This window comes from Trinickia terrae, assembly GCF_005144415.1.
Taxonomy (GTDB): domain Bacteria; phylum Pseudomonadota; class Gammaproteobacteria; order Burkholderiales; family Burkholderiaceae; genus Trinickia_A; species Trinickia_A terrae.
Genome location: NZ_SWJE01000005.1, coordinates 582,423 through 596,222, shown reverse-complemented (window position 1 = coordinate 596,222; position 13,800 = coordinate 582,423). Strand labels below are relative to the sequence as shown.

Sequence of the window (13,800 nt, the reverse complement as noted above, 5' to 3'; positions counted from 1 at the left end):
TCAGTCTCCTAGCGGTTGGCGTTCGCCGCCGCCGCGATGCGCGTCGAGCGCGTGCTTCATGCGGCGCAGCAGTTCGCGGCTCTCGTCGCCCTGCGCGAGCGCGAGCTCGGTGACGAGGACGTCGAGCGCCATCATCATCGCGTAGCGCGACGACGACGGCTTGTAGATGAAGTCTGTTTCGAACGCGACGATCGGGATCAGCCAGTCGGCGAGCTTCGCGAGCGGCGACGCAGGCGCAGTGATCGCGACGAGCGTCGCGCCGTAGCGCTGCGCAATGCGGCAGTTCTCGACCATCTCGGGCACGCGTCCCGTCGTCGACAAGGCGATCACGACGCACTCGCTCGACAGCGTGCTGGCCACCATTCGCTGCAGCAGGCCGTCCTGATAGGTCGCCGCCGGACGGCCGAGGCGCACGAGGCGGAAGCGCATTTCGTCGGCGAGCGCCGTCGAGCCGCCGCCCATGCCGAACACGTGGATCATCTTGGCGGCGGAGAGCGCAGCGGCGGCCTCCGTGATCGGGGCCTGGCGCAATAGCTGGTGATTGTGCGCGAGCGCGGTCTGCACGTCGTCGAACACGCGGGTGGCGAGCGGCTCGGGGGTGTCGCCGGAGCCTGCAGAGGTGGACTTCAAGAAACGCTGCCCGACCGCCGCGGCTTGCGCGAGCCGCAGCTTCAGCTCGCGCACGTCGCTGCATCCCACGGTTTTCGCAAAGCGCGTGACGGTCGCGACGCTGACGCCGGCGTCCTTCGCGAGTTCGCCGATGCTCGCGCGCGATGCGCCGGTCAGGTCGTCGAGAATACGCGCCGCCACCTTGCGCTCCGCCGAGCGCAGCTCGGGCGCGCATTCGGCGATGCGTGCGACGATATCGAAAGTGAGCGGTTCGCTAGCCGAGTTCATCCGTTCGCACTACTCCCATGGCGCCTGGTACTAAATAACATTTCCGGACCGATCGTACTTTCTGTACCATGGCAAAGTCAACTTTCAATACCATTTAACCGAACGATGAGGCAGTAGATGCTGAAAGTTACAAACTATCAGACTGCGACGATCGATCCCTATGGCAAGGGCCTCGGCATGTTGCCTAGCGCAAGCGTGCAACTCGACGAAGCAGCGCGCCTCGAGTGGAATCTGCTGAACGAGGATGTCAGCCTGCCCGCGGCCGTGCTGTACGCGGACCGGATCGAGCACAACCTCAAATGGATGCAGGCGTTCGTCGCCGAGTACGGCGTCAAGCTCGCGCCGCACGGCAAGACGACGATGGCGCCGCAGCTCTTTCGCCGCCAGCTCGACACCGGCGCCTGGGGCATCACGCTCGCCACCGCGCATCAGGTGCGGGCGGCCTATCTCGGCGGCGTGCAGCGCGTGCTGATGGCGAACCAGCTGGTCGGCAAGCACAACATGGCGATGATCGCCGAGTTGCTCACCGATCCGGAGTTCGAGTTCTTCTGTCTTGTCGATTCGGCTGAAGGCGTCGAGCAACTCGGCGAATTTTTCGGCTCGGTCGGCAAGACGCTGCAAGTGCTGATCGAGCTCGGCGTGCCCGGTGGGCGCACCGGCGTGCGCGACGCAGCACAGCGCCAGGCGGTGCTCGATGCGATCGCGCGCCATCCGGCTGCGCTGAAGCTGGCGGGCATCGAACTCTACGAAGGCGTGCTGAAGGAAGAACAGGAAGTGCGCGAGTTCCTGCGCGACGCGGTGGCGACGACGCGCGAGCTCGCGAGCGCCGGCCGCTTCGCGCGCACGCCGGCGATCCTGTCGGGCGCGGGCTCGGCCTGGTACGACGTGGTCGCGGAGGAGTTCGCGCAGGCGCAGGCCGCCGGCCAGATCGAAGTCGTGCTGCGCCCAGGCTGCTACCTGACGCACGACGTCGGCATCTACAAGAAAGCGCAAACGGACATCTTCGCGCGCAACCCGATCGCCAGGAAAATGGGCGAAGGGCTCCTGCCGGCGCTGCAGCTATGGGCGTACGTGCAGTCGATTCCCGAGCCGGACCGGGCGATCATCGGCATGGGCAAGCGCGATTCGGCGTTCGATGCGGGCCTGCCGGAACCGGCGCGCCACTATCGCCCCGGCACGGACAAGCCGCGCAACATCGGCGCGGACGAGGGATGGGAAGTGTTCGGGATGATGGATCAGCACGCCTACCTGCGGATCCCGCCGGGGGCCGATCTCAAGGTCGGCGACATGATCGCGTTCGACATCTCGCATCCGTGCCTCACGTTCGACAAGTGGCGCCAGGTGCTGGTCGTCGATCCCGAGTATCGCGTGACTGAAGTGATCGAAACGTTCTTCTGATTCTGAAACCGAAGGCGCATTCAGCGCTCGACGATTTCCTCCGGCATCGGTGCGCCCACTTCGCCGATGCGTACCTCGAGCATCCTCAGCGCGCTGCCGAGCGCGGACAGCACGTCGTCCGGCAGCGCCGACATCGTGTCGTGCAGGAACGCATTGCGCCGCGGCAGGCTCGACTCGATGGCGGCAAGGCCGTCGGCGGTGAGCTTCACGTTGGTGATGCGGTTGTCGCGCGCATCGGTGTTGCGCTCGATCCAGCCCAGCGCCTCGAGCGCCTTCAATTGCCGCGTGAGCGCGCCCGGATCGACGCGCAGGCGTTCGACGAGCCGCTTCTGCGACGACTCCCCTGCCTGGTCGTGCAGCTCGCGCAGGATGCGCCAGCGCGGCAACGGATGCCCGACGTGCGCCTCGAACGCGGACATGAAGACCCGGTAAGTCCGGCCGAACTGCTGAACAATGGCGACGCGATCCTGCTCTTCCATGCTGTAACCCGAATCTAGAAACGAAAGCGTGTTGGTGAACGGCGAGGGCGTCAGTCGGCGTGGACGACCGGCTCGATCGCGCGCTTGATCTTCACGTGCGGCACACGCCGCGATTGCCAGACCGCCACCGCGGCCACGACCGCCGCCAGTGCAAGCCCGACGTGGATCGCCCCGACGAGCGCCTCGCGCGCCGCCTCGAGCAGCGCGGCGCCATTATGCCCTGCATGCGCGAGCTGGCCGATCAGCGTGCTTTGCGCATCGCGATTGATGAGGATCTGCGGGTCGCTCATCTGCTCGAACCAATGCCCGGCGCCATCTGCCGAGAGCGCATCGCGCACGCCGCTCTTGTACATGTGCGTGACGAGCGTGCCGGTCAGCGCCGTGCCGATCATCCCGCCGATCATGCGCAGCGACTGCAGCAGCGCCGTCGCGATGCCGAGATGCTCGCGGCCCGCCGTCTGCTGCGCGAACACGGTGAGGTTCGGCATCACGAAGCCGAGCCCGACGCCGCCCAGCACCATGAACGTCATCAAAAGCGGGCGCGGCATGCTGCGCGTCGCGATCACGGCGCCCAGGCACGACAGCGCGAGCAGCGCGAAACCGACGTACAGCATCGCGTTCGGATTGCGGATGCGCGTGACGATGCGCCCGTTCACAATGCTGCCGATCGTGATGAACACGACGAGCGGCGTGATGACGAGGCCCGCGTCCTTCGGCGACAGGCCGAACCCGCCCTGGAACAGGAGCGGCGCGTAGAACAGCAGCGAAAACATCGAGACGCCGCCGAGCACGGCGAGCGTGAAGAGCGCGGCAAGCGCACGGTTGCGGAACATGTCGACGGGCAGGATCGCCTGCTCGAAGCGCTGCTCCCATTTCCACAGCGCCCAGCCCGACACCGCGCTCGCCACCAGCAGCGCCGCCGCAGCCGGGGTGACGCCGTGCTTCGGCAGCAGCTCGACGAAGAGCTGCAGGCAGCCGAGCGCCACGGCGATCAGGAGCGCGCCGGGCCAGTCGAGCCGCATCTTGCCGCGGTGCTCGATATGGCGCAGATGCGGCAGGTAGCGCCAGACGAAGTAGAGCGACAGCAGGCCAACCGGCAGGTTGACGTAGAAAACCGAGCGCCAGCCGTAATACTGGGTGAGAAAGCCGCCGAGCGACGGCCCGACCGCATTGGCGATGCCGAACGCCGAGCTCATCATCACCTGCCAGCGCAAGCGCACGACGGAATCGGGAAAGAGATCGGGAATGCAGGCGAAGGCGGTGCCGACGAGCATCCCGCCGCCGATCCCCTGCAGGCCGCGCGCCAACACGAGGAACAGCATGTCGTTGGCCATCCCGCACAGCACCGACGCGCCCGTGAACACCACGATCGACGCGATCACGAACGGCTTGCGCCCGTAGTAGTCGCCGAGCCGCCCGAAGATCGGCACGGTGATCACGGAAGTGAGCAGGTACGACGTCGCGACCCAGGCATACAGCTCGAATCCCTTGAGTTCGGCGACGATGGTCGGCAATGCCGTGCCGACGACGGTTTGATCGAGCGCGACGAGCATCGTCACGAAAGAAATGCCGAGCATCGCGAGCAGCGATTCCCGGAACGGAAGCACCTGCCCGCTCGAATGGTGGGCTGCGGTATGAACGGCCATTTTTTGCTAGCGCAACAGTTGACGAGTCAAACGATGCAAAATCATAGCACGGCGCATAATCCCTTGTCCGACGGAGAGGCGCCGCAAGGCTGCGTTTCGCCCCTCGTTGTTACGTCAGATCAAAGGAAGCCCATGGAGCCGATGCCGCTCGCCACCACCGCCCTGTCCGCCGACGACCTGAAAGCACTGCGCCACGCCAAGACACGGCTGGAGAGCCCGTCGCTGACGATGAAGCTGGCCGGCGTCGTCGGTTCGCCGGTCGAAAAGCTCATTTCGAAGCTGCCCGCCGTCGCCAACGAGAAGATCGCCGATGCGACCCAGCTCGCGCTGCGCAAATGCTTGCAGATCGCGCTGCGCACGCTCGGCAAGGGCGATGCGGCCGGCGCCGCCCCCGACAAACCCAGCAACCTGCTGCATAAGCTCGCGGTTGCGACCACGGGCGCCGCGGGCGGCGCGTTCGGCTTTCTGTCGCTGCCCGTCGAGCTGCCGGTCACGACGACGCTGATGTTCCGCTCGATCTGCGATATCGCTCGCAGCGAAGGCGAGGACCTGTCCGCGATCGACGCCCAGCTGCAGTGCCTCGCCGTCCTCGGCATGGGCCGGCGGCCGTTGCCGGGCAGCGCCGGAGAGGACCCCGAGTTCGGCTACTTCATCGTGCGCGGCGCGCTCGCGCAGCAGGTGTCGAAAGCGAGCTCGGAGATCGCGTCCAAGGGCTTCGCGTCGCACGGCTCGACGGCGCTCGTGCGGCTAGTGAACGCGATCGCCGCGCGTTTCTCGGTGCAGGTCAGCGAGCAGGTCGCGGCAAAATCGATTCCAGCGATCGGGGCCGTGCTCGGCGCGCTGGTCAACACGGTCTTCATCGACCATTTCCAGCAGATGGCACACGGCCATTTCACGGTGCGCAGGCTCGAGCGCCGCTACGGCCAGAAGGCCGTGCAGGCCGCATATCAAACCATCGACGTGTCGCTCGAAGCGTAAGCGGCGGCACGCTCGCTCGCGACGCGGCGCGCGAAAGCGGCCGCGCGGTCGAGCGCCTTCCTCGCCTCCGGCACGAACGGCGCATAGAGCTGCCAGACGTGAGGCATGTCCGGCCAGACCTCGAGCTCGACGGATACGCCGGCCTCGCGCGCCTTTTCGGCCACGCGCAGCGTGTCGTCGAGCAGCACCTCCGTGCTGCCCGCCTGCATGAACAGCGGCGGCAATCCCGAGTAGTCGGCGTAGAGCGGCGACGCGTACGGATGGGTCGCCGGCGTATCGGCGAGGTAGAGCTTCGCCGCCCGGCCGATTGCCACGCCGTGGAACATAGGGTCGCGGCCGTCGTTGGTGACGAGCGTGACGCCTGTCGCGGCGAGATCGGTCCACGGCGAGAACAGCAGCGCGCCGGCCGGCAAGGGATCGCCCGCGTCGCGCAGCGCGATCAGCGCGGCGAGCGCAAGGCCACCACCTGCGGAATCGCCGGCCATCACGATCGAATCGGGCGGCGTGCCGTTGGCGAGAAGCTGGCGGTACGCCGCCAGCGCGTCATCGAGCGCGGCCGGAAACGGATCTTCGGGCGCAAGACGATAATCGAGCGAAAACATGCACGCCCCGCAGCGCGCGGCCAGCGCGAACGTCAGGGAACGGTGAGTCTGCGGGGAGCAGAAGTAATAGCCGCCGCCGTGGACGTAGAAGACGGTGCGCATCGGCGTCGAACCCATGACGCCGGCCGCCGGCTCGAGCCATTCGCCGCGCAACGGCGCGTCGCTCGCCCGGTAGCGCTCGACAAGCCGCCAGCCGCGCGGCGGCTTCGGCGTCCACAGCCGTTTATCTGCGTTCTCGCGGGCTTCTTTGACGCTGATATCCGGATTCAGCGTGTGCGGCCGGAACTGACGGCGCAAAAACCAGCATGCCAATGCGCTCTGCCAACTCATTACGACGCCCTCTCTTATTCGTTTGATGCTTCATGGTAAGGGCAATTGCCAGCGCGGCTATGGGCGCGCGCACCCAAATCGGCTTCAGGCGTCGGCTGCAAGCGCCGCTTGTCTCCGCACTGCCGCGAAGGCACGCCACGCTCGGCTCGATTCCGCTCAGTTCGCCGGCAGGACCTGCCCGCGAATCTCGCCGCTCGGATTCTGCGCGGTATGGATGTTGAAGTACCACTTCCCGCTCATCAGGTCGTTGACCTGCGAGTCGGTGAGCGTCGCGGAGCCGCCGATAGGGCTCGACAGCGCATCCTTCGCGATCGGCACCTGGATGCCCGCGTTCTGGCCGACCGGCGCCGGCCCGTGGAAATGCGCAGCGGCAGCCGGCCCCGAAAGCCCTTCGTACGTGATGTTCCACTTCAGCGTCTTGGTCGACGTATCGAACGTCGCATTGAGCGCGCCATGGCCGTGGCTCGTCTTCGGCGGCACTTCGCTCGACGGCTCGAGATCCGCCTTGAGCGCGACCGTATCGGCATAGGCCGCGCCGATCGCGACTGCCCACAACAGCACGGCCACATTCAGCTTACGAATTGAAATCATGTTCTCTCCAGAACGTAGAAGCTGCCGGTGCAACCCAGGAAAGCATCGCGCGGGGAGCGGCGAGCGTCGCCCGGCGAACGTCGCCCGGCGAACGTCGCCCGGCGAAACTCCATCCTAGTGCAAATGGCGGAATTGACTCACCTCGTCGAACGGACAATTGCCCATTTCGGGCTCAATCCGTTCACTCCGTTTGACTACACTTGTTCGTGCGAGAAACGACTCCTTCATGGAAGGCAGTCTCCAATGTTTGACGCGGCTGCGTCAGCAGACTTTCTGAAACATCGAATCGACGACGGTTCCGGGCGAGATCGCCGCCCAATCGGCAGGCGCTGGAGAATATATGCCCGCGGACGAGCCGTCCGCCGCCTGATAGTGCGTATCGAGCGCGCGCCACTGCTTGTTGCCGCAATCGATCTGATAGCGCGTGACCGACACCGCCACCGGCGCTGTCGAGCCGGGCAGCGGCGACGGCGTCGTCCAGACCGTTTTCGCCAGATATTCGATGTAGCCCTGAGGATTTTTCGCGATGCTGTCGGTATCGATCGCGTAGACAAGATCGCTCGCGCTCGACAGGTTGGTCCATTTGGTGGCCTGCGCATAGCCTATCGCCGCGAGCGCCGGCAAAACCATCAACAATCGACGGAGCAATTTCATTTCTAGTTCCTGTAGTCGAAAACGCCCAGCCAAGTCGATGTGTTCTTTTTTATGCCTTATGCATCCGAGTGTAGCAGAGGCCGTCCGCGTGAGATTCCGCGGCTACAAGCGTGCGCTGCGGCCCCGCCGCTAATTAGGCAAGACGCGACGCCTGCTCCTCGATGCGATCCAGGATCACCGAGCAGGTCTCGATGAGACGGTAGCCTGCCGCGCAAAGCTCGTCGCGCGATTGCGCCGCCATGTCGCGGCGATACACATCGAGCACGTCGAGCAGCGGCTGGTAGCGCAGCACGCTCGTGGCGCCCGCCACACGATGGTGCCAATGCCGCAGCTTCGCCAGATCGCCGCTTTCGAACAGCGCCGGCAGCTTGCGCAAGTCATCGCGCAACGATGCGACGAAGGAGTCCAGCAGCGCCTTGACCGTCGATTCGTTGCCCCACAACTGCCGCATGTAGGCGAGGTCGTCCGGGCCGAACGCGCCGGCGCCGTCCGCGGGTGTTTGCGGTACCAAGGACGCCTGGGCTTCCGCCGCGCCGCCGTGGCGATCGGCATCCGGGCCGAACCAGCGGTCCAGGTGATCGCGCAGCGTGGCGAGGCGCGTCGGCTTGACGAGGCAGTCGTCCATGCCGGCTTCGCGGCACAGGCGCAGCTCCTCCGGAGCCGTGCTCGCCGTGACGCCCAGGATCGGCAAGCGGATGCCGTCGCAGAGCCGGCTCTCCCGTGCACGCACCTGCTTGGCCAGTTCGTAGCCCGAGACGTTCGGCATATGGCAATCGGTGATCAGGAAGCCGTAATGGCGGTGCTCGAGCGCCGACAGCGCCTCGGCTCCATCTTCCACCACGTCGCAGGCAAAACCGAGCAGCTCGAGCTGATGCCGGATCAGCTCCTGGTTCACGGGATGGTCCTCGGCCACCAGCACGAGACGGCCGTTCGCGATGGCGCTGTCGCGATCGGGCGGCGCGTTGCGATCGTCGAGAGGACTCCCCTTCGCCGCCGGCTGCGCGGTGTCGGAGAGCGCAGCCACGCAAGCGGCGCTCAACCCGTGCCACGAGATCGGGTTGACGCTCACGCGGATGTCGTTCTCGAGCACGCGGTAGCCCGTCGGCTTTTTCTTCTCCGTCACGTGGATGATGCGCGGCTTGCTGCGTCCGAGCCTTTGCACATCGAAGTCGTCGCGCACGAAGATCAGGTCGACGTCGGCCGTCTTGGCCGGGTCGTCGAGATCCGCGCTGCCCGGCGAGATGCGGCGCAAGTCCATGCCGAGCGCCTGCCCGAAGTGCACGAGCGCGCGCGCCACGCGGAAATCGTCGATGGCGACGATCCCCCGCTTGCCGCGCAGACGCCCCGCCGCATAGTTTTGCTGCTCGACCGGCATCACGAGGCGCATCCTCATCTTGGTCCCGGCGCCGGGCGTGCTGTTCAGCGAGAGCGTGCCGCCCATCAAGTCGATGAGCCGGCGGCAGATCGCGAGGCCGAGACCGGTGCCGCCGAAGCGCCGGGTCGTCGACGACTCCGCCTGCACGAAGGGGGCGAACAGGCGCGCCTGCACTTCCGGGGCGATGCCGATGCCGGTGTCCTCCACCGACATGTCGATGCTCTGCCCCTCCTCCGTCTGCGTGACGACGGCCACGTGCACCGACACCTCGCCCGTCAGCGTGAACTTGATCGCGTTGCTGAGCAGGTTGAAGAGGATCTGTCGCAGCCGCACGCTGTCGCCGCGCAGCGTCGCCGCGACTTCCGGCTCGACGTCGACGCGCATGCGCAGGCCCTTCTCGTGCGCGCGCCCGGCGAGCAGGCCGACGGCGCCGTCGACGAGCTCGCGCATGTCGATCGGCTCGGCCGCGATCGTGAGCGCGCCGGCCTCGATCTTCGAATAGTCGAGCAGGTCGTCGAGAATCTGCAGCAGCGCGCCCGCCGAGTCGTGGATCATGCCGAGCATCTGCTGCTGGTCGACATCGAGCTGCGTCGTTTCGAGCACTTCGACGAGCCCCAGCACGCCGTTCATCGGCGTGCGGATCTCATGGCTCATCATCGCGAGGAAGTCGTCCTTCGCCTTCGACGCGGCCTGGGCAAGGTCGCGCGCGTGCGCCAGCTCGTCCGTGCGGGCGCGCTCGACGCTCGCATCGGCCCAATAGCCGCTCCACACGACGCTGCCGTTCGCCTCTCGGCGCGGCACGAGCTCGGCTCGCACCCAGCGCGCCGCCCCCTCGCCGCGGCGGCGGAATTCGACGAGAATCGGCTCGCCCGTCACCGCGGAGCGCTCGAGCTCATCCCGCACCTGCGCGCGGTCTTCCTCGGAAATGAGCGTGAACGCGCCGTCCTCGAACAGCGCGGTGTCGTCGTTACCCAGCAGGTGCAGCGTGTCGCCGCCGACGTAGGGCAGCGAGTACACGCCGTTTGGGTCGCGCCGCAACTGAAACACGACGGCGGGCAGCGAGCGGGTGACGTCGAACAGGCGCCGCTCGGTTTCGCGCGCACGGCGCTCCGCGCGGCGTATCTCAGTGATGTCGACCATCGTGCAGATGACGCCGGGCCCGCCGCCGTCGATGCCGGCGCACGCGCCGACCCAGAACAGGCCGTGCCGCAAATCGCCTGCACGATTCGTGAAATCGAGCTCGATGCTGCGCAGCGCGCCCATGCGCAAAGTCTCGGCCGTGAGGCGATCGAGCGTTTCGCTATGCTGACGCCCCCAGGCACGCGCTTCGGCGCCGGTGCGGCCGAGCACGTCTTCGCGCCGTACGCCGAGCGTCAGCTCGAACGCGCGGTTGACGGCGATATAGCGGTTCTCGTGATCCTTCGCGACGAGCGGATACGGCACCATCTCCATCATCGTCTGCTGGAAATTCAATTGCGATTCGAGCTGCCGTTCGGTGTCCTCGCGCCGGCGCACCTCGCGTTGCAGCAGCACATACGCGCGCAGCGTCACGAACAGCGCGACGGCGACGCCGATCAAAAGCGGCAACAGCCGCAGCGATGTGATCCTGGCAGCGTGCTCCTGCGCGGCGCCGCCCTGCCACTTCTGGCGGATGCGCAGCTTCTCGGCCTGGGGCATGGCGCGCAGCGCGCGGCCGATCAGCCCCGCCAGCGGCTTGAGGTCCGGGCCGAGCGCAAAAGCGATCGGGTCGGTCTCGCCGACCGCGCCGACGATCTTCAGGACACCCGCGTACTGGTCCTGGATCGCGGCGTCGATGGTGGCGACGTTGTCGACGAACGCATCGGCCTCGCCTTCGGCGACCTTGCGCAGCGCGGCTTCGACGGTGGGCGCCACGATCACGGCCGCTTGCGGCACGGCGCGCGAGAACCGCGCCGGATCGGCCAGATGCCCGGTCACGACGATGCGGCGATGCGCGAAATCGGCAAGGCTCTGGGCCGGAGGTTCATCACGGCGTGCGGCGATCACGATCGGGTAGCTTTCGTACGCATCGGTGATTTGCGCGCCGGGCAGGCGTGGATCGCCGGCGGTCGCGGTCGCGAGCAGCGCGACGCTGCCACGCTGGAACGACTCGAGCGCGGCAGCCCAGCCGGCATCCGGCGAGCGCCGAAACGACACGCCGAGCGTACGGCTCAGATAGTCGAGATAGTCGGAAGCGATGCCGCTCGGGCGCCCGGCCTGGTCGACGTAGCTGAACGGCGCCCAGGACGCGTCGAAACCGATCGTGATCACGGGCAGCGCTCGCAAATAGGCTCGCTCGCGCTCGCTGAGCTCCAGGCCCTCTCCGGGGTCGCCGTCGCGAGCGTCGATCGTCGCGCCGATCCAGCGTGCGCGGATCGCGCCCTCGTCGACCGGGCGCAGACGGGCAAGCGCGGCATCGATCCGGTTGCGCAACGCCTTGTTGTCGCGCGACATCGCAAAGCGCAGGTCGTCCATCCGGCTCGTTTCTTCGAAGGCGACGTGCAGCGTGTTGAAGCGGCCGGCGGCAAGCTGCTGCCGAATCGCCGGCGCAAAGCCGAAGTAGGCGTCGGCGTCGCCATCCGCGACTGCTTGCAGCGCGGCAAAGGTGTCCTGCCGCACCACCCGCTGCGCGCGCGGATAGCGCTCGCTCAGTTGCCGTTCGAGCGAAAACCCCTGTTCCACCGCGATTCGCGCCGAGCGCAAGCGCGTCGCATCAAATACCGCGCTCTCGCTTGCGCGCGTCACGACAGCCGTCGCGCCGTGGAAATACGGCGCGGTGAAGGTAAGGCACTGCTCACGCTCCGGCGTGCGCGCCACGCTCGGCACGATGTCGACCGTGCCGTCGCACGCCGCCTTCAGCACCGCCGGCATGTCTGGGAAAGTCTTCACTTCCAGCGAGACTTGGCCCGACAGTGTCAGGCGAAGATAGTCGATGCTCAGTCCTGCGGGCTTGCCGTTCACCAACTGGTCGAATGGCGCCCATCCGCCGGCGAGCATGCCGAGCGTCAGCTTTTCGGTGACCGGATGCTGTGCAACGGCTGCGCTGACCGGCGCGGGTGACACTGGCCGGTCGGCCGCCATGGCGTCGGATCCACCGAGTCCCGAAAGCCAAGGCGCAAGAGCGAACGTACAAAGAAGGTAGAGTCGCCGGCCCGCGATGAGTCGATCGATGAAGAACGTCACAGTATTGATCCGGCCATGCTTACTGGACCGCCGGGCGCTGCCGCTGGTCCAGCGCGCCGGTCTCGCGCTCGCGCGGGTTGCCTTGAAAGAGCGGATACAGCAGGCCGGCGAGAATGGCCGCGGCCATCGGCGCCGCCCAGAACATCCACAGCTGATCGAGCGCCCAGCCGCCGACCAGCAGCGCCGGGCCCGTCGAACGGGCGGGATTGGCCGAACCGTTGGTGACCGGCAGCGAAACCAGATAGATCAACGTAATGCAGGCACCGACCGCCGGCGGTGCGATGACGCGCGATACCCGCAAGCCCGACACGAGCAGATGGACCATGACGAGTGCGAACGACATCGCGAACTCGAGCGCCGCAGCCGCGTGGAGGCGGTAGTCGAAAGGGGAATGGTCGCCGTACCCGTTCGCGCCGAACTCGGCGGCAGCGAGCTCGAAGCCCGGCCGCCCACCCGCGATATAGGCAAGGAGCCACGCGCCCAGCGCCGCTCCGACGACTTGCGCGGCAAGATATGGCACCAGCTCGCGAATCGAAAACCGCTGCGCGACCGCAAACCCGACTGTCACCGCGGGGTTCATGTGCGCGCCCGAAATGGGCCAGATGGCATAGGCCATTGATGTGAAACCGAGACCGAAGGCAAGCGAAACGCCCAGGAGCCCCAACCCTTGGGCGCCGAAATTGGCGGAAAGCACCATGCTGCCGCAGCCGATCAACACCACCCACGCCGACCCCGCGGCTTCGGCCAACAGCCGTCTTCTTAGATTCGACATCTCACCTCCATCGCCGTTGCGCCGTGGGGGCCACCCAACGTCGATCTCGGCGCATTCGATCGCTGCGCAGTCCAGATGCGGAGTTCCGCATCTGGGCGGCGCGTACCGATTCATGCGCCAACGGCTAGTGTCGAACGAAGCCGTTGAAAATCTAATCAGACGATTCCTAAAGTATTGGGGCAGGACTAGGTAAGTCCGATCTGACGGGCGTATTCGACCAGTTGCGCTTCCGTATCGAGCCCGAGCTTGCGCATGGTGCTGCGTTTTTGAGTGCTGATCGTCTTGCCGCTGCGCCCCAGGCTCTTGGCGATCTGATGGATCGCCATGCCTTTTGCATAGAGCTGAAAGACCTCCCATTCACGGCGGCTCAGCACACCTGCCCGGGACGCCGGAAATTCATCAGCGGTTCTGACCATTTCCGCCACATGCCCGGACAGATATGGCCGCCCAGTGCCGATCGCCTCGATTGCCGCGACGAGCGAGTCAGCTGCGTCGCGCTTGTCGATAATGGCGGACACCCCAAGCTGCAACAGGCCAGTCAGCATTTGAAGGTGGTTGATCATCGTCAGGACGACGACGTGCGGACGCGGACTGTCCCTCAAGATCCTGCGCAGCAGCGAGATGGCGTTGCTCTCGCCGTTGAGGCCCGGCATGCCGATATCGGTGACGACGACGTCGCAAGGATGGGCGTCCAGGCACTCGGCCAGCATCTGCGCATCCGAGGCTTGTCCGACGACGGCGAAGCTGGGCACGGCCGACAGGAGACTGACCACTCCAAGACAAACGCTCGGATGGTCGTCGGCAACGATGATTCGAATAGGGTTCGTCATCTTGTTTTCGTTCTCACTAGTCGCACCCGCCTTTGCTTACCCCCAGC

General features: G+C 66.3%; 11 protein-coding genes. 2 read left to right on the top strand and 9 right to left on the bottom strand.

Going from position 1 to position 13,800, the window contains the following annotated elements:
- On the bottom strand, positions 1 to 897 hold the full coding sequence (locus tag FAZ69_RS12030; RefSeq protein WP_136894597.1) for a MurR/RpiR family transcriptional regulator: 897 nt from the start codon (positions 895 to 897) through the stop codon (positions 1 to 3).
- 120 nt (positions 898 to 1,017) lie between these two features.
- Between FAZ69_RS12030 and FAZ69_RS12025 the strand changes: the two genes are divergently transcribed.
- A complete protein-coding gene (locus FAZ69_RS12025; protein WP_136894972.1) occupies positions 1,018 to 2,295 on the top strand; it encodes an amino acid deaminase in 1,278 nt (425 codons plus the stop codon).
- Positions 2,296 to 2,315: 20 nt separating this feature from the next.
- Here the strand turns inward: FAZ69_RS12025 and FAZ69_RS12020 are convergent, their stop codons facing one another.
- The gene (locus tag FAZ69_RS12020) at positions 2,316 to 2,774 is read right to left on the bottom strand and encodes a MarR family winged helix-turn-helix transcriptional regulator (protein ID WP_136894595.1); all 459 of its coding nucleotides are present in this window, start codon (positions 2,772 to 2,774) and stop codon (positions 2,316 to 2,318) included.
- 50 nt (positions 2,775 to 2,824) lie between these two features.
- A complete protein-coding gene (locus FAZ69_RS12015) occupies positions 2,825 to 4,420 on the bottom strand; it encodes an MDR family MFS transporter (RefSeq protein ID WP_136894593.1) in 1,596 nt (531 codons plus the stop codon).
- A 132-nt stretch (positions 4,421 to 4,552) separates the two neighbouring features.
- Here FAZ69_RS12015 and FAZ69_RS12010 point away from each other — a divergent pair, with 132 nt between their 5' ends.
- Positions 4,553 to 5,398 (top strand): EcsC family protein, encoded by an 846-nt coding sequence (locus tag FAZ69_RS12010; RefSeq protein ID WP_136894591.1) that lies wholly within the window; start codon positions 4,553 to 4,555, stop codon positions 5,396 to 5,398.
- Here FAZ69_RS12010 and FAZ69_RS12005 read toward each other — a convergent pair.
- The 6 genes from FAZ69_RS12005 to FAZ69_RS11980 form a co-directional block, all read right to left on the bottom strand.
- Positions 5,368 to 6,330, bottom strand: coding sequence for an alpha/beta hydrolase (locus FAZ69_RS12005; RefSeq protein ID WP_136894589.1), 963 nt, complete (start codon positions 6,328 to 6,330; stop codon positions 5,368 to 5,370). The two genes, FAZ69_RS12010 and FAZ69_RS12005, sit on opposite strands and share 31 nt — an antisense overlap.
- Positions 6,331 to 6,486: 156 nt before the next feature.
- Positions 6,487 to 6,921, bottom strand: a complete 435-nt coding sequence (locus tag FAZ69_RS12000; protein WP_136894587.1) for a CHRD domain-containing protein — start codon at positions 6,919 to 6,921, stop codon at positions 6,487 to 6,489.
- A 261-nt stretch (positions 6,922 to 7,182) separates the two neighbouring features.
- Entirely contained in the window at positions 7,183 to 7,575 is a 393-nt protein-coding gene (locus FAZ69_RS11995) for a surface-adhesin E family protein (RefSeq protein ID WP_136894585.1), read from the bottom strand.
- Between the two features lie 133 nt (positions 7,576 to 7,708).
- Positions 7,709 to 12,049 (bottom strand): ATP-binding protein, encoded by a 4,341-nt coding sequence (locus tag FAZ69_RS11990; RefSeq protein ID WP_136894583.1) that lies wholly within the window; start codon positions 12,047 to 12,049, stop codon positions 7,709 to 7,711.
- Between the two features lie 121 nt (positions 12,050 to 12,170).
- Positions 12,171 to 12,923: an aquaporin Z gene (aqpZ, locus tag FAZ69_RS11985; RefSeq protein ID WP_136894581.1), complete on the bottom strand. Its 753-nt coding sequence runs from the start codon at positions 12,921 to 12,923 to the stop codon at positions 12,171 to 12,173.
- A gap of 185 nt (positions 12,924 to 13,108) precedes the next feature.
- Positions 13,109 to 13,753, bottom strand: a complete 645-nt coding sequence (locus tag FAZ69_RS11980) for a response regulator (protein WP_136894579.1) — start codon at positions 13,751 to 13,753, stop codon at positions 13,109 to 13,111.
- Positions 13,754 to 13,800 lie beyond the last annotated feature (47 nt).

What these genes read in the sequence shown, in the direction of transcription:
- FAZ69_RS12030 (WP_136894597.1), bottom strand. Translation starts at nt 897, where the DNA reads ATGAACTCGGCTAGCGAACCGCTCACTTTCGATATCGTCGCACGCATC.
- FAZ69_RS12020 (WP_136894595.1), bottom strand. Translation starts at nt 2,774, where the DNA reads ATGGAAGAGCAGGATCGCGTCGCCATTGTTCAGCAGTTCGGCCGGACT.
- FAZ69_RS12015 (WP_136894593.1), bottom strand. Translation starts at nt 4,420, where the DNA reads ATGGCCGTTCATACCGCAGCCCACCATTCGAGCGGGCAGGTGCTTCCG.
- FAZ69_RS12010 (WP_136894591.1), top strand. Translation starts at nt 4,553, where the DNA reads ATGGAGCCGATGCCGCTCGCCACCACCGCCCTGTCCGCCGACGACCTG.
- FAZ69_RS12005 (WP_136894589.1), bottom strand. Translation starts at nt 6,330, where the DNA reads ATGAGTTGGCAGAGCGCATTGGCATGCTGGTTTTTGCGCCGTCAGTTC.
- FAZ69_RS12000 (WP_136894587.1), bottom strand. Translation starts at nt 6,921, where the DNA reads ATGATTTCAATTCGTAAGCTGAATGTGGCCGTGCTGTTGTGGGCAGTC.
- FAZ69_RS11995 (WP_136894585.1), bottom strand. Translation starts at nt 7,575, where the DNA reads ATGAAATTGCTCCGTCGATTGTTGATGGTTTTGCCGGCGCTCGCGGCG.
- FAZ69_RS11990 (WP_136894583.1), bottom strand. Translation starts at nt 12,049, where the DNA reads ATGGCGGCCGACCGGCCAGTGTCACCCGCGCCGGTCAGCGCAGCCGTT.
- aqpZ (WP_136894581.1), bottom strand. Translation starts at nt 12,923, where the DNA reads ATGTCGAATCTAAGAAGACGGCTGTTGGCCGAAGCCGCGGGGTCGGCG.
- FAZ69_RS11980 (WP_136894579.1), bottom strand. Translation starts at nt 13,753, where the DNA reads ATGACGAACCCTATTCGAATCATCGTTGCCGACGACCATCCGAGCGTT.